Here is an 18,326-nt window from a genome sequence, read left to right on the forward strand (position 1 = left end):
AGTCTAATCCAAATAAAACCGATACAACCCTATTAACAATTGCATTTAATGAAATAAACGATGACTTATTCAATAGACTATCGCAAACAGGTACTTTCTAGCATCACTGATGGTATGACCATACGAGAAGCTGCGCTATTTTATGGACTTAGCACCAGCACCATTCACAGCTGGCAGAAGAAATTAGCGCCTAAAACAACCAGAAATAAAGCACCGACTAAAATACCTGATGACGCATTGATTGAAGACGTAAAAAGATACCCAGATGATTATAACTATGAAAGAGCTCGTCGCTTGAACTGTAGTAAAACGGGCATCTTTAATGCTTTAAAGCGTCTTGGTATCAGTCAAAAAAAAGACCTTGGAACATCCAAAAGCGTGTCCGATAAAAAGAGCGATATTCCAGAGTAGGCTTGATCGCTTTACGCAGCAAGGCTATCCCATTGTCTATATGGATGAAAGCGGCTTTGAGGCTGAAACCATTCGTTCTCATGGCTATGCACCGATTGGTAAACCCTGTATCGATAGCTACAACTGGCAAGCTTCGAGACGAACTAATGTCATCGGAGCTCTCTATGAAAAAATGCTATTTGCGCTTGATTACTTTGAACACAATATTAACAGCAGCATATTCTACCACTGGTGCAAATACACGCTAATCCCAAGTCTCAAGACTAAATGCGTGATTGTCATGGATAACGCTCGGTTTCATAAAAGCAAACGTATTCAAAAGCTACTCAACAGACATGGCCATCGTATTCTTTGGCTACCACCGTACAGCCCTGATCTGAACCCTATCGAGAAGAAGTGGGCACAGGCTAAGTTTCTACGCCAAGGATGGATGGAGAGTAATCTACCTAAACTGTTTCATGATATGGGCTGTATCGATTTTATAAAGACTTAACTATAAAAATAAGGATGATTATGTCAACCAATACTACGAGTACATATAGTGATTTCCATTTACAGTTCATCGCTGGTGAATGGCAAACCGGTAAAGACGATAGTACCAACACCAATACCAACCCATATAACGGTGATACGCTGGTAGAGATCCAGCAAGCGACCAAAGATCAGTTGAACGAAGCTTATGATGCTGCGACCCAAGCTCAAGAAGCGTGGGCCAAGCAGACACCAGCAGCGCGTTCTGCAGTGTTGTATAAAGTGGTCAACATACTTGATCAGCGCCAAGAAGAAATCGTTGATTGGCTAATCAAAGAGTCGGGCAGTACTCGTATCAAAGCCATGGTCGAGTTCGGTGCAACGCGTGCGATTACCCTGGAAGCAGCGACATTCCCTAATCGCGTCCATGGTGAGATTCGCCCATCGAACACCCCTAGTAAAGAAAACTTCATTTATCGTGAGCCAATCGGCGTTGTCGCTGTCATTAGCCCATGGAACTTCCCACTACACTTAACGCAGCGCTCTATCGCGCCTGCCTTAGCACTTGGTAACGCAGTGGTACTCAAGCCTGCTAGCGATACGCCAGTGACAGGTGGTCTGTTACTTGCAAAAGTGTTTGAAGAAGCAGGTCTACCAAAAGGTCTATTAAACGTCGTGGTCGGCTCAGGTAGTGAGATAGGTGATGCAATCGTCGAACATAAAGCGCCAAGTCTAGTGTCGTTCACAGGTTCGACCTCCGTGGGTAAACATATCGGTGAGCTGGCCAATGGTGGTGAATACATCAAACAAGTGGCACTTGAGCTAGGTGGTAACAGTCCATTTGTGGTACTAAAAGATGCTGATATTGAGCAAGCGGTAAGAGCGGCCGTGTTCGGTAAGTTCTTGCATCAAGGTCAGATTTGTATGGCTATTAACCGAATTATTGTTGAAAATGAAGTGTACGATGAGTTTGTAGAGCGTTTCTTGTCTCATGTTAAAACGTTACAGGTAGGTGATCCTAACGATCAAGGTACTGCTATTGGCCCAATCATCAATGAGAAACAAGTTCAGTCACTTAGAGATAAGATTGATGAGGCACAGAAAGAAGGCGCAAAAATGCTCTTGAGCGGTGAAACCAATGGTCAATTAGTCCCGCCCCATGTCTTTACCGAAGTTACTAGAGAGATGGATATTGCCTATAATGAAATATTTGGACCATTGATAGGCATTATTCGAGCCAAAAATGAAGAGGATGCTTTGTCGATAGCTAATGATTCTATGTATGGCTTATCTAGTGCGGTGTTTACCGCAGACATGCAAAAAGGTTTACGTTTCGCTCGTGGTATCCGAGCAGGTATGACCCATATAAATGATATTCCAGTAAACGATGAAAGTAACGTGGCTTTTGGTGGTGAGAAAAACTCAGGCATCGGTCGTTTTAACGGTGAGTGGGTACTAGAAGAGTTCACTAGAACGCATTGGATCTCAATGCAAAATGAACCACGTGAATATCCATTCTAATTGTCCTAAAATAGAATGCTGATAGCTAATAAAAAAAGACCGCTTTGATAGCGGTCTTTTTTGTGTGATATTTGGCAACTTACTGAGAATGACGTATTTGAAATTGGTCAATTTCTTATCTGGCATGAAAGCCAAGTAGCCCTTCAATCTCTTCCATCGTCATCCGTCTTACCAGTGCTTGTTCTTCTACCGACAAGCGATTGGTGTGCTCTTTTATCATCGTATGAATACTCCGCGATATCTCAGAGGTAGTCGCGTAATACATTTGAGGCTGTTCTTTTGTCAATCTCATCAAAAATCGATTGATAAGTTTACGCTTTTCATCTGATTTATTTTCTTCAGTCGTAGTATTATTTTGAGTCATGGTGTTCTCCTAGAGGTAAGCCATTTAAGCAGTCAGACCTATGAGAGTCAATGCTTATAAGTGGTTTCTGGGGCTGAGCGCACTGCCTTACAAGTATTAGGTTAGCATCAAAGTTGAATGCTAAGTATGTTTTACATCGTATATGATATTTTGAGATTAAAGTTTAAAAGTAATAAATAAGCGTTAAACAGCCAGAAGGATAGGGTATGTCAAATCAGGCAGCGAACAACTCAGAGAATAACTCAGCGAACAGAAATGTCACATTGGTGCTATTTCATAATGACTTAAGAGTGGCGGACAATGCCACTTTATTGAAAGCATCTGAAATTTCCACTGATGGAAGGCTGCTATTGGTTTATGCCTCATCGTTGACAGATATATTAGACGATAAAGACGATTACGCCGCCTATCATTACGACAGTATGGGGCAAGCTCGTCAGCAGTTTTTGCATGAGAGCCTAGCTGATTTAAATGCGTCACTGAGGCAACGGGGTAATAGGTTGCTGTATTTACAGAAAGCCGATGAAGCATTGGGCGTCTTTACTCAGTTGAATGATCTAATTGCGCAGCAACAAGTGACAGATATCTGCATCAATCAGACGGCAGATTATAATCAAAACAAAGTACATGAGCTTCTACAGGCGAAATATCCAGAGATACAGTGGCATATACATACAACAGCGACTTTGTTTGACGAGTTACCGCTAGAGAGCTTACCCAAGAGCTTTACACAGTTTCGTAAACAAATCGAAACTGATTATGATTTGCTGCATACAGAAAAAGATATAGTAATTTATCCAACGCCAGAATCACTTGCTCCATTGCCTGAGCATATGCTGAGTAGGAACGAGTACTTTTTTGAATCTCAGTTGTCTAATGAGGCAGGGCATGATAAACCATCACAGCAGCTATCCAGTTTTAGAGGTGGTGAGTTAAATGGCCTGAATCACTTACATAGCTATTTTGACTCCGATGCACCCAGCACTTATAAAACAACCCGAAACGCGCTAGATTACTGGACACATTCCACAAAGTTCTCCGCTTGGCTTGCAAACGGATCGCTATCTGTAAACACAGTATTAAATCGTCTACGTCGTTATGAGCGCGATATCATCGCAAATGATTCTACCTACTGGATATGGTTTGAGCTGCTGTGGCGTGAGTATTTCTATTGGTATGCTGTTACCCATCAGCAAAAGTTATTTTGGTTTAAAGGAATCGCTCAGCACGCGCCTTCAACTCAATTGATTGAGAGTCTGTTAGCACAATGGAAAAATGGTACGACACCGTATCCTATCGTCAATGCTTGCATGAACCAATTGCGCACGACAGGCTATATGTCGAATCGCGGGCGACAACTGGTTGCCAGTTGCTTTATTCACGAGCTAGGGCTTGATTGGCGTTACGGGGCAGCTTACTTTGAGCAACATCTTGTTGATTACGATGTCGGCAGTAATTGGGGTAATTGGCAATATTTGGCAGGCGTCGGCGCTGATCCAAGAGGATGCAGACAGTTTAATCTCGACAAGCAAACCCAGCAATACGATCCAAACGGTGAATTTATCCGTCAGTGGCAAGGCAACACTCAAAAGAGTGATTAATGTATGTTGAAAACCTCCACTCAACAGGTGACAACTATTATTAGACTAATCATAAGATAGGTTTAAACAATGAAAAAGCCCAGTCCTTATCTAACTTTTGTAGGTGCTATTCCGTTTGTCGCCTGTGCATTTTTGCTGATGATAGACGTTATTACCGTGCCTATGCTTGGCTCGGTAGTCGATATACTAAGTGCTTATGGCCTAATGATTGGCTCGTTTATGGCAGGCGCACATTGGGGCAATCATCTGAGCTTGACAGAGGACAATGAGTGGGGGGTTAAGCTGCCTATATATAGCAATGTCATTGCGCTTGGCCTTTGGCTTGGTTTTTTTGACCTTGTCAGCCAGTAGCTTTATTTGGCTATTAGTGATTGGGTTTATAAGTCTGTTGGTTATCGATTATAGTCTGCATCGAGCGCAGATTATCAGTTACATATATTTTAAAGTTAGGCAGTATGTCACGGCGATAGTGGTCGTATCGTTAGTCATCGCGGCATTACAGTTGTAAGTGGTGTTGACTAAGTCATGGCTAAATAATAGCTAAAGAACAGCCATTCTGCTTTCTTGGTTTTTATAATTGAGATGTTGGTCTCAGAGATTCCCGTAGGCGCCGCAATTCGGTGAGTAAAGTATTTGATAGTTGGACTAAAGATTAATAAAGTTCATTTAAAATGAATGTTATAATTAAAGCCATCTATACTCCTCTAAGAAGATGGCTATGCAATCTATCAAGTTACCTAGCAAACCACCAAGCTCTCCGAATCCTATCCTTAATTTAAGCTTTCGCATATTTTTTTAGTGCTGCTGCGCTATTTGCCGTAGTAACGATGCTGCTATGGGCGTTTGTGTTCACTGGTCACACGGATATCGATGCACAGGTTTTGAACCCGTTATACTGGCACGGCCATGAAATGGTGTATGGTTATGCCCTAGCAGTGGTAGCCGGGTTTTTGCTAACCGCGGTCAAGACATGGACAGGGGTGATGATGCCGCATGGTTATAAACTGCTAGGTATCTTTGTCTGTTGGTTGCTGGCTCGTCTGAGCTGGTTGGGTTTTGGGCTTGGCATAACGCTCATAGGTGATAGTATATCGTGGCTATATATAGCAGCCATTTTTGATGTAGTATTTGTCGCCTCGATGGCATATGTGATATGTCGAGCAGTATGGCAAGTTAAGCAGTACAAGCAAATGGGTATCTTGGCAAAACTGGCACTGCTGACCTTTGGCAACGGACTCTGCTATTGGGGCATTATTAATGCTGATATGAATACAACTAAGATAGGTATTTATCTTGGGTTCTACTTGATCATCGGTTTGGTGCTGACTATTGGCCGCCGCGTAGTGCCATTTTTTTATCGAACGTGGTCTTAGTATGAGTATAGGTGTGGAAACGTCAGAACCCATTAAGTTACGTAATAGTAAGGTACAAGATATAGCAAGCTTAGTGTTTTTCTTGGCCTTTTTTTATTAGTGATGTATTTTATCCAAATAAATATTTGCTGACGGTGACCGCGCTCGGTGTAGCAGTGATTAATATCGTTCGTCTGATAGGATGGTATCATCAAGGTATTTGGCAAAAGCCATTACTTTGGTCGTTGTATATTGCATTTTTAGGCTTGTGTTTGAGTTTTTTTATTATACGCATTACAGCCTTGGCTCGGTTATCCGCACAGCATCGCCATGCATGGACTGGCGATTTCTGGTGTTGGTATGATGACGTTAGCAATGATGACTAGAGTATCTCTGGGACACACGGGTCGCAGTATTCATCAACCGCCAAAAACGGTAAGCGTTATGTATGGCTTGATGGTCTTAGTATTTATTAGCCGCGTACTATTACCGCTAGTAGATATGAGTCATTACCTAATATGGATTATGATGGCGCAAAGTGCTTGGATTGCTTGTTTTGTGCTATTTTGCATCAGTTATCTGCCCATGCTGGCACGTCCTCGGCTGATGGTTTATTTGGTTAAAGCGGGCTAATGATATTGTTTTCAAATGCCATTACCAAAAATGCGACTTACTTTGTCTAGGGCGTGTCATCAATTAGCACATTGATGCAATTTATGGCCTTAAAATGGCTAAATTTTCGCTAAACTGTGTCAAAGTTCTTGTCAATATGTTCATATTCACTGCGAACTTTTCCTTATTTAGCATCAATTTATCTTATTTTAATGCTCATAATCTAATTAATGACACGCCCTAGCTTAATATATAAAATTTATAAAAATAGGAGCGCAAGTACATGCGACTGACCAACTATAGTGACTACGCGCTACGCTCATTAATTTATCTGGCTGTGAGACCAGATCCGTCGCTGCTTGCCAATATTAGTGATATTGCTGACAGTTATGGTATTTCCAAAAGTCATTTGACTAAGATTATTCATCAGCTGGGCCAGCTCGGCTATATAGAAAGTGTGCGTGGCAAAAACGGTGGCATACGCTTGGCACGTGCACCTAAAGATATAAATTTGGGCGTATTGATCAAACAGATAGAGCCTGATTTTAATTTGGTTGAGTGCTTTGCCGTACCAGTGTCTCATAATGATAGTGAGCAGGGCGATCATCAGACGGATTTACCAGTGACATTCATTGAGGAAGAAAAGAATAAATCACTAGGCTGTGTGATTAGTCCAGCCTGCCAGCTAAAAAGCGTGTTTTTTGAAGCACTCACCGCATTTATCAATGTGCTTGAGCGTTATACATTAGCAGATATTCTGAACAACGAAGATGAGCTTGCGACATTGCTGTTTCGGTAACAGCTTCGATAATAGTGTTGATATGATTATGATCAGCTCACAAAAATGGGTTGCTACACTAGTAAATACAGTAATAGCGACCCATTTTTATGTTTGGCAAAGATGTTTGCCTAAGGTGTGAAAAGTTAGGCATTTTCTAGTTTTGGACGTGCTTTTTTTAACGGCTTTCACCAGTGCTTTCTCAAACCCACCTTCTTTGAACTGAACAAGATAAGAATGCGCAGCACAGAAATTGCGGACGTCACGCCATTCATGAGCCAAATTGGTCGCCCAGTCGCAATATTGCGCGCCAGCATTTGGCTCGTTTTTCAGTGCTTTTTTTGGTCGTAGGATGCAATATTAGTTCAGGCAATACAGCTTCTAATAACTTGGTTGGTGGACTCATAAAAGTATCATCTACGTGCAAGCTTTGACTGGCAGGATGATAAGCCAATAAAGAACCTGCGTGAATCATCTCATTGGGCGATATATAGTAAATGCCCTCTGACATTGAAAACTTAAGCTCAGGATAGCGTGCAGCGACTGCGTCACTTTCTACCAAATCATCGGCCCAGTTGATTCTGGCACCTTTTTATGGTGACGGCTACTGCCATAAAAAGTGGCTTGCGGGAAGTCTTTAGCCATTTGAGCACAGCTGACTGTATGAAACGGATGTACATTAAGGACAGCTTCGACATCTTGACCATTATTAGTGAGTGCCATAACCTTATCTCGAACATCAGCTGTTAGTGCATAACTGTCCAAAAAGATAAATTTTCCTGATGGTAGCTTGACCAACGAGCATTGAGTGCCGATATTTAGCACGCCACCGAGACGGAATGTTCCGCGTATGTTCCAAAATCCTGCGCCTAAATCATGAATGTGATCAGTCATTTATAGTTTTCCTCGTCTAGTTAATTAAATAAAATATGTAAATAAAACAAAGCTGATTTTTCACTGTAAACTTTGTTTTTCGAGTTGTTTTAATAATATGTTTTCTAAAGGTTCACGCTTTTATGCTTTTTCAAGCTCAGGGCGAGCCAAATCAATCGCTGAGATAAGTGCTGTCTCAAACTGACTTTCCTTAAATACCACCAATCCCGAATGCGCACCACAAAAATGACGAACATCACGCCACTCGTGTGCCAGCTCTACCGCCCAATCACAATAATGCTTCGCCGCGTTTGGCTCATCTTTGAGCGCTTTTTTGGTAGTAGGGTGTAAGCCTAGGTTAGGCTGCACGGCATTTATTAACTTGGAAGGGGGTATCTCAAAGGTATCATCGACATAAATGCTCTGGCTAGCAGATGATAGACCAATAATGAGCTGGCATGAACTGTCTCGTCGGGTGAGATGTAATGGATGCCTCGAGGTATAGAGAATTCGAGTTCAGAGTAGCGTGCAGCAATGGCATCGCTTTCGACCAAGTCGTCTGCCCAGTTGGCTTCAGGTACTTGCTCTGGATGTCGGCTACTGCCATAAAATGTGGCTTGCGGAAAGTCTTTTGCCATTTGAGCACAGTGTACTGTATGAAACGGATGAACATTGAGGACGGCTTCGACATTTTGACCATCATTGGTCAATGCCATGACTTGCTGACGCACATCACCAGTTAATGTATAGCTATCTAAGAATATAAATCGACCTGATGGTAGTCTTATGAGCGCACACTGGACACCAATATCAAGGATACCGTTTTTAATAAATGAGCCTCGAATACTCCAAAACCCTGCACCTAAATCATACATCTCATCAGTCATCAACATTGCTCCTTAATCGTCCATTTATTCAATCGTTGTACTTGTTTGTAGCACCCTATAGTCGGTTCAATATAATTTGGATACAAGGAAGGCGAGTGAAAGTACTACAAGTTGTAGACTAAGCGAGCCTGACACCGTATCCAATCTATAAAGGATTGACTATATGATTATTAATTTTTATGGCAGTAAAGTCTGTAAGAAAAAAAGATAGAAGCAATGTAAATGTGTAAAAATAAAAAAAGAGTTGTTATTCAAATGTCATCATTAACAGTGAAAGCTGTTCTTCCTTTCGTAAGTAGATTAAAAAAATAGCTTATAAACAGTCTTCGTAATCATAGGCTGAGATACGAGTATCGTCTTTGTAGCTGTCATTGCCACATAAGAATTTATCGAAACGGGTATCACCATTAATATAACGCTGCATCCATGCGATAGCAGGCTTGCTCAATAGCTTTTCGTTAAAACGATGACTGGCACAGAAATGACTGCCGTTGTTAATCTCGACCTTCATTTTTGGACCGTCAGCTTTTTGATAAAAGGTATTGGTATATTTTTTTATTCGGGGCGATACGGTCATTTTCACAAGCGATGAATAGAGCAGGCGTATCCATCGCACCATAGCTCGTATCATGATAGGGCGTTTGTGCAATGATGGCTTGCACCGTACTGCGCTCAGTTGCCAATCGTAGCGCACCGCCGCCGCCCATTGACCAACCAATCGCGCCCAAACGATTTGGATCGATCGTATGACTCACTGTTACATCAGCGATGAGATGATCGAGAGCCGCGCTCAATTGTTCAGCACGGCTATCCGGATTATCATAAATGGAGCTAGTATTAATAGTGATAACGACAAAACCCCAAGAGGCTAGACGCGGTCCCCACCATTTGATAGAAGACTCATAAGACACGTAACCTGGCACTACCGCGATACCACCTAGCAGACCACAGCTACCAGCATCCGTTGGATAATGTATGGTGCCGCCACCGAAGCCATTGGCTGATTGGCGACTCACATGCTTGGACTTTACAGAAAACGGACCGTTATCACGTGTTTTAGTGAGCTCAGTAGCAGTGATAGCGTCATCCTTTATACAGTCTACAGCCGCTAGTGAGTTTGTAGCGTCGAGTGTTGATCCAACTGGACTGAGACCTTTAACGCTAGTTTCTGACACAGTTATTTCTGCTACAGCCATCGTAGAGAAAACCAATGTACTCATCGCGATCATAAGTTGTGAAAGCACCATATTTTTCATCATAGTAAATTGTATTCTCAAAGGTTGTGTGGTCGTGCACGTCTATGGGTTAGAAAAGATAGACGTAGGTAGTGATTGTTAACTGTCATTGTTATCAATCGTTAAAGTAGTTAAATGATTAGCAAGCGAGTTAATAGCATCTAACCATACTATCCTGTATATGCAATAAACGTAACGTTGATCTTGACCTCGTGAGTCGAAAACTGTCTTTACCGTCTCAAGTCGTAACGTGATTCCTAGTCAAGTTTTTCTACGATAATCTCTAGCTCAAATAAAGAATCTATCAAGAGGCAATAACACTTTTAAACCTGAGTATATTGATGAATGTGCTACCATAATTTGCTTGTCATTATGATAAGCATTTATCGTTTAATAACGGTGATTTTGCTTATACATTTAGCATAAGCAAAATCACCGTTATTCCTCTCTATCATCCACGCCAGTGACGGTTATTATTTGCAGTCATGGTATAACCAATATAGTCAGATCCCCTGTGAATAATTCTAAAGATCAGATCCAAGATATAACAGCTGTGCCACCAGTCACCTCCAATCATTCAACATCGTGGATATTGAAGCTCACAATTGGTCTAATAGGTATGTTTGCTTTTTTGCAAGTGTATTCTATTCAGGCAGTACTACCGGTCATGATGGTGGACTTTGCTGCGACCGAAGTTCAGGCTGGTATGATCGTTGGTGCACTGTGTTAGCCATTGCGATTATGTCACCATTTCTAGGTATGCTCTCAGATGCAGTCGGGCGCAAGTCATTTATCGTTGGCGCTTTATTGTTTTTGGCGATACCAACAGCGCTCATCGCCCAGAGCTCGAGCATTGAATGGGTCGGCATTTGGCGTTTTATGCAAGGACTGTCTGTACCGGGCATTACGGTGGTGACAATTGCCTATATCGGTGAGGAGTTTGAGGGACGGGCAATGACTGAGCTGATGTCCTTTTATGTGTCAGGATGCGTGCTTGGTGGCTTTATGGGCCGGTTCTTGTTAGGGCATTTGCATGAGTTGATAGGCTGGCGTCATGGCTACTATGTGATGACGGCGATGACGCTACTAGGGGCGATATGGGTCGGCAAGATGCTACCATCGTCTCGTCACTTTGTGGCCAATCCTAATTTTCGCTCAGCAATACAGACGTTGGGTGAGCATGTCACCAATCGCTATGTGGTAACAGCATGTCTGCTTGGCGCTTGCGTACTGTTCTCCCTTGTAGGCTGCTTCACTTTTATCAACTTACATTTGGCAGATAAGCTTATGAGCTTGGTACTGGTGCGCTCGCCAATATTTTTGCAGTATATTTGCTTGGTGTTATTATCACGCCATTATCTACGACATTGCTACGCCGGTTTGGCTCAGCGCGTACAGTACGGGTAGCTATCGTCGTATCTATGGTTGGATTGTTATTAACTTTGGTCACGCCATTATGGGGGGTGATTATAGGACTGGCTATTATGTCGTCAGGTGTATTTATCACGCAGTCGGCGACCATCAGCTATATCGCGGTCAATGTGAAAAAGGGTCGCTCATTAGCTTCGGGTCTATATTATATGGGCTACTATACAGGCGGTACGCTAGGGGCATGGCTGGGTGGCATAGCTTATGCGCGAGGGCAGTGGTCTCTTACCGTATGGTTATTACTGTTTGTGCAGGTATTGGCGTTATTAATAGCCAGTTTTGGGATGATTAAAACTACAGTACGGGCAAAGTGATTGGCTGTCTGATTTAATGTAGGCTCGGTCAGTCATCTTATGATACTTAATGTAAGACCGCTTTACACGGCGTCGCTTTTTTTCTTACTATCAATAACGATGCTAGGGTCTGTTGAACATTAAAATATTAGGGCTGCTGATTGCTAAAGGTGCACCAAACGAGGCGCAAGCCGACGATAATGTCGAGACCTTAGCTAGGCTTGCAACAACGTTTGGGGTGATTTTAGCATCAGCCTTTCAGGGCAGTACTATTTTTTTGCCAGTATATGGCGAAATTGTCTAACCTAGAATGACTAGGCGTCAAAAATTGCACTGCATATTGTCTAAAAAATAGTGACTGCCAGCACCACATTTGAATGTTCAACAGACCCTATTATTATAAAAATTAAAATGGTTAGCGCAGTAGATTTTATGCTGCTATTAACTTGATCGTTATTATTATTGTTATCTATCTATCCCTTATAAGTACAACAAACAAGGAAGTCAGTTCTATGTCAAACATTTACCACAGTGCACCATCTGCCTACGATTATCCATTACTGGTCAAGCAATTATTAAGCCGTGCAAAAACGGTATCGCAAGATCAAGAGATTGTGTATGCGGACAAAAAGCGCCTGACTTATAAAGAATTGTTTGAGCGGATCAATCGTTTGGCCAATGTATTGGCAGACTTAAAGCTTGATGCAGGTGATGTGGTTGCCGTGATGGATTGGGACAGTCATCGCTATCTTGAGTCTTATTTTGCCGTGCCAATGTCAGAGTATGTTTTACAGACAGTCAATATCCGTTTATCACCTGAAAAAATCCTCTACACCATCAACCATGCCAAGCCCAAAGTGCTCATGCTCAACTCTGAGTTTGCGCCATTGGTGAAAGACTATCAGTTCGAGAACTCAAGTATTGAGCATATTATTTGGCTAGATGACAATGGTGTCACTGCTGAAGGTATCTTTGGTAGTAATCAAAGCCGTGTCACAGGCGAATATGAAGCGCTATTAGAAGCTGCCAATAGCGAATTTGATTTCCCAGATTTTGATGAAAATACCATTGCGACGACTTTTTATACGTCAGGCACGACAGGTGATCCAAAAGGGGTTTTCTTTAGCCATCGTCAGCTAGTGCTACATACACTAGCAGAAGCGGCAACTTTGGGTATGCTGCCTGATAAGCAAGGCGTGAGCTATGGTGATGTCTATATGCCGATGACGCCAATGTTCCATGTACATGCATGGGGTTTTCCGTTTACAGCAACCATGGTGGGTCTAAAGCAAGTCTATCCAGGTCGCTATGCGCCTGATACGTTGATGGACTTAATTGTCAATGAAAAGGTCAGTATCACCCATTGTGTACCAACGATTTTGCAAATGGTACTCAAAGAAGCACAAGATCGTGACGTCAGCTTTAATGGTTTAAAAATGATTATTGGTGGTTCAAGATTGACCGAAGGTCTAGCCAAAACGGCCATGGACCAAGGCATTGAGGTCTATACAGGCTATGGTATGTCGGAGACAGCGCCGCTTATTAGTTTAACGGGATTTAGTCTCGATGAGCCTGAAATGACAGAGGAAGAAGACATTGCCCGTCGTTGTATGACAGGTAAACCAGTGCTTATGGTTGATGCTCAGGTATGGGGTGAAGGCAATAAGTCAGTAGGAACTGGACCAGACAATACAGGCGAGCTGGTACTGCGTGCACCTTGGTTGACCCAAAGTTACCTTAAAAACGACGACGCTGGCAAAGAGTTATGGGAAAATGGCTATATGCATACCCAAGATATCGCTTACATACGTCCTGATGGCTATATCAAAATCACCGATCGCTTAAAAGATGTGATCAAATCAGGTGGTGAGTGGATTTCATCACTAGAGATTGAGACTATTTTATCACTACATCCGTCAGTAGCCGATGTGTCAGTGATTGGGGTGCGTGATAAGCAATGGGGCGAGCGTCCGTTGGCTTTGGTGGTGCTAAAGCCTGATGCTAAGGATACTAGTGCTGATGATATCAAAGCGATTGCAGAAAAAGCGGTAGAGCGCGGTATCATTCCTAAGTATGGTGTGCCAAGCCAGTTTAAATTCGTTGATGAGCTACCCAAAACTTCCGTTGGTAAACATGACAAAAAAAGTCATGCGTGAGATGTATGCCAATCAAACTGAGATATAATTAGTATTAGTTAAATGTTCAAATATTTGTATTCGTCAAAATGTAGCGCGTATTACACGCTTAATAGTTGACCTTTCCGATAGGCTCTGCTACATTTTAAACCGATACATATCGTATCGGTTTTTTTAATTCTGGCAAGGATGACCAGTATTTACTAAGACATGTTTTTTTTATAGTTGAAGCATTTTAGAGTTAGTATCAGCCAGTTGCACGTAGACAGTACGTTGCACGAGGTGAATACTGTTATAACTTATTGAGTGCCTTAACTACAAAATACTATTGCCTCATTTCTCGTTTATGCTAAGGACAGCTACTATGAGCGACCATTCCCAATCCTCAGTTTCTACCCAAATGACAGACACGCCAAACTTCGCTGATATTTATCAAGAGTCCATTACGGATCGAGAGCAGTTTTGGGCTGAGCAGGCGAAGCGTATCTATTGGCATAAAGAGCCTGAACAAATTCTAGATGACAGCAATCTGCCTTTTGCCAGATGGTTTGTCGGCGGTGAGACCAATCTTTGTTATAACTGTGTCGATCGTCATCTGGTAGACCGTGCAGAGCAAGATGCTTTTGTGTGGGTGTCATCAGAGATTAATCAAGAATTGATAGAAACCTTTCCAGCGGTCGTTGATTCGTTTAAAGATTTAGGTAACAACGTCGAGTTTTATACAGACTATACCAAGCGCCGCCTAACTTATAATGACTTGCATAAAGAAGTTAATTATTTTGCCGATGTGCTACAGCGTCACGGTATTGACAAGGGTGACCGTGTCATTATCTATATGCCGATGATATTAGAAGCCGCTTACGCCATGCTGGCTTGTGCGCGTATTGGTGCCGTCCATTCAGTCGTATTTGGTGGGTTTGCCGCCCATAACTTGGCTATCCGTATGGATGATGCCGAAGCCAAAATGGTCATTACGGTAGATGCAGGGCTACGCGGCGGTAAGGTTGTCAATTATAAAAACCTAGTCAATCAAGGCGTCGAGCAAGCGACTGTCAAGCCAGAGCATGTACTGGTTGTCAATCGTGGTATATTACCGTTTGAGGCAAAAGACATCGATGTTGATTATGCGACCGAGCGTCGTCATAGTTGTGAGGCCAATGCAGTCGTAGAGCCAGTTTGGCTCGAGTCAAATACCCCGTCCTATTTGCTTTATACTTCTGGTACTACTGGCACACCAAAAGGGGTGCAGCGCGATACAGGTGGTCATGCAGTCGCGCTGACGACGTCGATAGATTATGTCTATGACGGCAAGGCTGGCGAGACGTTCTGGGCGATATCTGATATTGGTTGGGCCGTCGGGCATTCTTATACGATCTATGCGCCGTTACTGGCGGGTATGACCAGTATTATGTATGAGGGCTTGCCGCATATGCCAAACCCTGGTATCTGGTGGCGTATCGTTGAAGCAAATAAAGTCAATATTCTATTCACCGCACCCACAGGTGTGCGCATGCTCAAAAAAAACAAGACGAAAGCTGGATGACGCGTTACGATGTCTCTAGTGTGAAGTCGTTCTTTTTGGCAGGTGAGCCGCTTGATGAATCAACGGCTAGTTGGTTGACTCAGCATCTGGGCGTGCCAATTTTAGATCACTATTGGCAAACAGAGTCTGGTTGGCCAATCTTGAGCCATACACCAAAATTCAATCATAAGCCGCACAAGCAGGGGTCACCTGGTTACCCGATGTACGGTTATGAGGCGCATGTCATCAATGAGGAGACTGGCGATTCTTGTCAGGCTGGCGAAAAAGGATTACTTGCAATTAAAGCACCACTACCGCCTGGTTGTCTCACCACGGTATGGCGTAATGACGAGCGCTTTATTAGCAGCTACTTTGGTCTGTTTGATGGTCAGCAGTACTCAACCTCGGACTATGCAGTGACAGATGAAGAGGGTTATTTTTATATCTTAGGGCGTACCGATGACGTGATAAACGTCGCAGGACATCGTATAGGCACACAAGAGATTGAAGAGGCAATCAGTACGCATCCAGAGATGGCAGAGTGTGCCGTGGTGGGTATTCAAGACGAGCTAAAAGGTGAGCTACCTATTGCGTTCTGCGTCCTAAAAGATCAAACGCAAATTGAAACCACCGAAAACCGTTTCCGTATCGAGCAACAAGTGATAGGCGCTGTCGTCAAATCTTTGGGCGGCATTGCCCGACCAGCTGCTATCTACTTCCCGCAGGCACTGCCAAAAACTCGCTCTGGTAAAATCTTACGTCGCTCAATTCGTGCTCTAGCGGAAAACCAACCGACAGGAGATATGTCAACGCTTGATAACCCAACTGCTATTGATGCGATCAAGCAGGCGATGAAAGATTATTGATTGGTATAAATTAGCCTCATACAAAAATAGTGATGTTGTTCATCGCGTATCAAAGTCAGGTTAACTTCAAAAAGCTCATGAGCAATCATGGGCTTTTTTGTGTTTGTTATTTAAACTATTTCTATAGAAACACATGCTATTAAAATAAACTTAGATAAAATTTTGATAAAGCGCTTGACCGTAAAAATGGTTTATTGTTATAGTCAATAACGATACAAAATAAATCATTTTAAAATTCAATTTTTAATAATGCTTTACAGACAAACATTCATCGCTTTTATTTTTCTAATAAATATCTAGGTGCCGTCACACGGTAGTCTCGCAAAAAAAGATAAGGATATCTTATGCACCACGTTCAACAGCTCATCAATGGTCAGTTCGTACAATCTAACACCGACGAATGGATTGATATCACTGATCCAGCGACGCAAGAAGTCATCGCCAAAGTGCCACAAACCACTAATGATGAGATTAACCAAGCTGTCGCAGCCGCACAGACTGCGTTTGAGACATGGCGCAAAACGCCAATTACCACGCGTGCGCGTATCTTTTTAAAGTATCAATCTTTGATTCGTGATCATATGGATGAGCTGGCAGAAATCTTGACCGCAGAGCAAGGCAAGACGATTGCTGATGCGCGTGGTGATGTGTTCCGCGGTCTAGAAGTGGTCGAACATGCCGCTGGTATCGCCAATCTGCAAATCGGCGACTTTGTAGAAAATGTTGCGTCAGGTGTCGATACTTATAGTATTTGGCAGCCACTCGGCGTTTGCGCTGGTATCACACCCTTTAACTTCCCAGCGATGATTCCGCTATGGATGTTCCCAATGGCGATTGCCACGGGTAATACATTCATCCTAAAACCATCTGAACAAGATCCGATGGTGACTATGCGCTTGGTAGAGCTAGCGATTGAAGCGGGCGTACCAGAAGGCGTTCTGAACGTGGTACATGGTGGCAAAGCAACCGTTGATGCAATTTGTGACCATCCAGATATCAAAGCGGTTTCTTTCGTCGGTTCTACTCATGTAGGCAAACATGTCTATGAGCGTGCAAGCCAGTCAGGTAAACGTGCCCAGTGCATGATGGGTGCTAAAAATCATGGCGTTATCCTGCCTGATGCCAATAAAGAGCAAACGCTCAATCAGCTAGCAGGCGCAGCATTTGGTGCAGCTGGTCAGCGCTGTATGGCGCTGTCCGTAGTAGTATTAGTAGGCGCAGCAGGTGAGTGGATTGATGAGATTAAAGCAAAAGCAGAAAGCTTAATCGTTTCAGCTGGTAAGCATGACAAAGACTTGGGCCCACTGATTTCTCCTGCCGCAAAAGCCCGTGTCGAGCACTTGATTGATACTGGGGTAGAAGAGGGCGCAAGCTTGATTTTGGATGGTCGCGGCATTACCGTTGAAGGGTTCGAGAAAGGTAACTTTGTTGGGCCAACTATCTTTGATAACGTCACAAGCGATATGCAAATTTATAAAGAAGAAATCTTTGGTCCAGTACTATGTATTATGCGTGCTAACAGCTTGGACGAAGCGATTGCACTACTGAATGCCAACCCACATGGCAATGGTACGGCGATATTTACTCAGTCAGGGGCAGCTGCACATAAATTCCAGCAAGACATTCAAGTCGGTCAAATCGGTATTAACTTGCCAATCCCTGTGCCACTACCAATGTTCTCGTTCTCAGGTTCACGTGGCAGCAAGCTTGGTGACCTAGGTCCTTATGGCAAGCAAGCCGTCCAGTTCTATACTCAGACAAAGACTGTGACTGCGCGTTGGTTTGATGATGAAGCGAGCCGCGGTGTTAATACGACGATTTCAATTTAATCGTCAGCTCATTGTCGTTTCGTTATGACATTTTGTGTTTTCGGTATGACGATAATGCGACTTGCGGTACTATTAAACGCAATTTTATTATCGTTATGCCACTATCATGTCGCGCTAATGTCTTATAAAATCTCTGACCAACATTTTC

The 18,326-nt window shown here is 43.0% G+C and carries 18 protein-coding genes and 4 pseudogenes; 15 read left to right on the forward strand and 7 right to left on the reverse strand.

Annotated features, from left to right (window positions below; translation table 11 throughout):
- The first annotated feature begins 60 nt into the window (after window positions 1-60).
- Genes TT11_RS12400 through TT11_RS12410 form a run of 3 tightly spaced genes read left to right on the forward strand, consistent with a single transcriptional unit; the run spans window position 61 to window position 2,403 of the window.
- Window positions 61-411: an IS630 transposase-related protein gene (locus TT11_RS12400; protein ID WP_101204408.1), complete on the forward strand. Its 351-nt coding sequence runs from the start codon at window positions 61-63 to the stop codon at window positions 409-411.
- Window positions 362-904, forward strand: a complete 543-nt coding sequence (locus TT11_RS12405) for an IS630 family transposase (RefSeq protein ID WP_370587847.1) — start codon at window positions 362-364, stop codon at window positions 902-904. Before TT11_RS12400 ends, TT11_RS12405 begins: the two co-directional genes overlap by 50 nt.
- 20 nt (window positions 905-924) lie before the next feature.
- Window positions 925-2,403 carry an aldehyde dehydrogenase family protein gene (locus TT11_RS12410; protein WP_261870681.1) on the forward strand — a complete coding sequence of 493 codons (1,479 nt, stop codon included), beginning with the start codon at window positions 925-927 and terminating at the stop codon, window positions 2,401-2,403.
- A gap of 115 nt (window positions 2,404-2,518) precedes the next feature.
- On the opposite strand, the gene TT11_RS12415 is transcribed toward TT11_RS12410, so the two are convergent.
- Window positions 2,519-2,767 carry a hypothetical protein gene (locus TT11_RS12415; protein WP_057760515.1) on the reverse strand — a complete coding sequence of 83 codons (249 nt, stop codon included), beginning with the start codon at window positions 2,765-2,767 and terminating at the stop codon, window positions 2,519-2,521.
- 206 nt (window positions 2,768-2,973) lie between these two features.
- Here TT11_RS12415 and TT11_RS12420 point away from each other — a divergent pair, with 206 nt between their 5' ends.
- From TT11_RS12420 to TT11_RS12445, 6 genes are all read left to right on the forward strand, one after another.
- Window positions 2,974-4,368, forward strand: coding sequence for a DASH family cryptochrome (locus tag TT11_RS12420; protein WP_261870682.1), 1,395 nt, complete (start codon window positions 2,974-2,976; stop codon window positions 4,366-4,368).
- 69 nt (window positions 4,369-4,437) lie between these two features.
- On the forward strand, window positions 4,438-4,719 hold the full coding sequence (locus TT11_RS12425) for a DUF3429 domain-containing protein (protein WP_261870683.1): 282 nt from the start codon (window positions 4,438-4,440) through the stop codon (window positions 4,717-4,719).
- Between the two features lie 476 nt (window positions 4,720-5,195).
- Window positions 5,196-5,741: an NnrS family protein gene (locus TT11_RS12430; RefSeq protein WP_261870684.1), complete on the forward strand. Its 546-nt coding sequence runs from the start codon at window positions 5,196-5,198 to the stop codon at window positions 5,739-5,741.
- A 95-nt stretch (window positions 5,742-5,836) separates the two neighbouring features.
- A complete protein-coding gene (locus TT11_RS12435; RefSeq protein ID WP_261870727.1) occupies window positions 5,837-6,106 on the forward strand; it encodes an NnrS family protein in 270 nt (89 codons plus the stop codon).
- Window positions 6,051-6,353 carry an NnrS family protein gene (locus TT11_RS12440; protein WP_261870685.1) on the forward strand — a complete coding sequence of 101 codons (303 nt, stop codon included), beginning with the start codon at window positions 6,051-6,053 and terminating at the stop codon, window positions 6,351-6,353. Before TT11_RS12435 ends, TT11_RS12440 begins: the two co-directional genes overlap by 56 nt.
- 262 nt (window positions 6,354-6,615) lie before the next feature.
- On the forward strand, window positions 6,616-7,131 hold the full coding sequence (locus tag TT11_RS12445; protein WP_057760508.1) for an Rrf2 family transcriptional regulator: 516 nt from the start codon (window positions 6,616-6,618) through the stop codon (window positions 7,129-7,131).
- Window positions 7,132-7,381: 250 nt separating this feature from the next.
- Here the strand turns inward: TT11_RS12445 and TT11_RS12450 are convergent, their stop codons facing one another.
- From TT11_RS12450 to TT11_RS12470, 6 genes are all read right to left on the reverse strand, one after another.
- Window positions 7,382-7,672 (reverse strand): hypothetical protein, encoded by a 291-nt coding sequence (locus tag TT11_RS12450; RefSeq protein ID WP_261870686.1) that lies wholly within the window; start codon window positions 7,670-7,672, stop codon window positions 7,382-7,384.
- Window positions 7,666-8,004 (reverse strand): hypothetical protein, encoded by a 339-nt coding sequence (locus TT11_RS12455; protein WP_261870687.1) that lies wholly within the window; start codon window positions 8,002-8,004, stop codon window positions 7,666-7,668. Before TT11_RS12455 ends, TT11_RS12450 begins: the two co-directional genes overlap by 7 nt.
- 120 nt (window positions 8,005-8,124) lie before the next feature.
- Window positions 8,125-8,352: a hypothetical protein gene (locus TT11_RS17360; protein WP_370587848.1), complete on the reverse strand. Its 228-nt coding sequence runs from the start codon at window positions 8,350-8,352 to the stop codon at window positions 8,125-8,127.
- Window positions 8,353-8,360: 8 nt separating this feature from the next.
- Entirely contained in the window at window positions 8,361-8,870 is a 510-nt protein-coding gene (locus TT11_RS12460) for a hypothetical protein (RefSeq protein WP_370587849.1), read from the reverse strand.
- Window positions 8,871-9,183: 313 nt separating this feature from the next.
- Entirely contained in the window at window positions 9,184-9,381 is a 198-nt protein-coding gene (locus tag TT11_RS12465) for a hypothetical protein (RefSeq protein ID WP_261870688.1), read from the reverse strand.
- A gap of 10 nt (window positions 9,382-9,391) precedes the next feature.
- Window positions 9,392-10,117, reverse strand: coding sequence for a dienelactone hydrolase family protein (locus TT11_RS12470; protein ID WP_261870689.1), 726 nt, complete (start codon window positions 10,115-10,117; stop codon window positions 9,392-9,394).
- Between the two features lie 607 nt (window positions 10,118-10,724).
- On the opposite strand from TT11_RS12470, the pseudogene TT11_RS12475 reads away from it, so the two are divergent.
- The 6 genes and pseudogenes from TT11_RS12475 to TT11_RS12500 all read left to right on the forward strand — a co-directional run bounded on the left by TT11_RS12475 (window position 10,725) and on the right by TT11_RS12500 (window position 18,178).
- A pseudogene (locus TT11_RS12475) lies at window positions 10,725-11,847 on the forward strand (MFS transporter).
- A 112-nt stretch (window positions 11,848-11,959) separates the two neighbouring features.
- Window positions 11,960-12,130 carry a hypothetical protein gene (locus tag TT11_RS12480; protein WP_261863464.1) on the forward strand — a complete coding sequence of 57 codons (171 nt, stop codon included), beginning with the start codon at window positions 11,960-11,962 and terminating at the stop codon, window positions 12,128-12,130.
- Window positions 12,131-12,338: 208 nt separating this feature from the next.
- Window positions 12,339-14,010 (forward strand): annotated as a pseudogene (locus tag TT11_RS12485) (fatty acid--CoA ligase).
- A gap of 351 nt (window positions 14,011-14,361) precedes the next feature.
- Window positions 14,362-14,484, forward strand: a pseudogene (locus TT11_RS17365) (acetyl-coenzyme A synthetase N-terminal domain-containing protein); the annotation flags it as partial.
- 108 nt (window positions 14,485-14,592) lie between these two features.
- Window positions 14,593-16,349, forward strand: a pseudogene (locus tag TT11_RS12490) (AMP-binding protein).
- 344 nt (window positions 16,350-16,693) lie between these two features.
- On the forward strand, window positions 16,694-18,178 hold the full coding sequence (locus tag TT11_RS12500; RefSeq protein WP_261870691.1) for a CoA-acylating methylmalonate-semialdehyde dehydrogenase: 1,485 nt from the start codon (window positions 16,694-16,696) through the stop codon (window positions 18,176-18,178).
- Window positions 18,179-18,326 lie beyond the last annotated feature (148 nt).

The sequence above is a fragment of the Psychrobacter sp. JCM 18901 genome, assembly GCF_000586435.1.
Lineage (GTDB): Bacteria > Pseudomonadota > Gammaproteobacteria > Pseudomonadales > Moraxellaceae > Psychrobacter.

What these genes read in the sequence shown, in the direction of transcription:
- TT11_RS12400 (WP_101204408.1), top strand. Translation starts at nt 61, where the DNA reads ATGACTTATTCAATAGACTATCGCAAACAGGTACTTTCTAGCATCACT.
- TT11_RS12460 (WP_370587849.1), bottom strand. Translation starts at nt 8,870, where the DNA reads ATGACTGATGAGATGTATGATTTAGGTGCAGGGTTTTGGAGTATTCGA.
- TT11_RS12500 (WP_261870691.1), top strand. Translation starts at nt 16,694, where the DNA reads ATGCACCACGTTCAACAGCTCATCAATGGTCAGTTCGTACAATCTAAC.
- TT11_RS12440 (WP_261870685.1), top strand. Translation starts at nt 6,051, where the DNA reads ATGCATGGACTGGCGATTTCTGGTGTTGGTATGATGACGTTAGCAATG.
- TT11_RS12470 (WP_261870689.1), bottom strand. Translation starts at nt 10,117, where the DNA reads ATGGTGCTTTCACAACTTATGATCGCGATGAGTACATTGGTTTTCTCT.
- TT11_RS12430 (WP_261870684.1), top strand. Translation starts at nt 5,196, where the DNA reads ATGCTGCTATGGGCGTTTGTGTTCACTGGTCACACGGATATCGATGCA.
- TT11_RS12415 (WP_057760515.1), bottom strand. Translation starts at nt 2,767, where the DNA reads ATGACTCAAAATAATACTACGACTGAAGAAAATAAATCAGATGAAAAG.
- TT11_RS12465 (WP_261870688.1), bottom strand. Translation starts at nt 9,381, where the DNA reads ATGAAGGTCGAGATTAACAACGGCAGTCATTTCTGTGCCAGTCATCGT.
- TT11_RS12445 (WP_057760508.1), top strand. Translation starts at nt 6,616, where the DNA reads ATGCGACTGACCAACTATAGTGACTACGCGCTACGCTCATTAATTTAT.
- TT11_RS12455 (WP_261870687.1), bottom strand. Translation starts at nt 8,004, where the DNA reads ATGACTGATCACATTCATGATTTAGGCGCAGGATTTTGGAACATACGC.
- TT11_RS12425 (WP_261870683.1), top strand. Translation starts at nt 4,438, where the DNA reads ATGAAAAAGCCCAGTCCTTATCTAACTTTTGTAGGTGCTATTCCGTTT.
- TT11_RS12410 (WP_261870681.1), top strand. Translation starts at nt 925, where the DNA reads ATGTCAACCAATACTACGAGTACATATAGTGATTTCCATTTACAGTTC.
- TT11_RS12420 (WP_261870682.1), top strand. Translation starts at nt 2,974, where the DNA reads ATGTCAAATCAGGCAGCGAACAACTCAGAGAATAACTCAGCGAACAGA.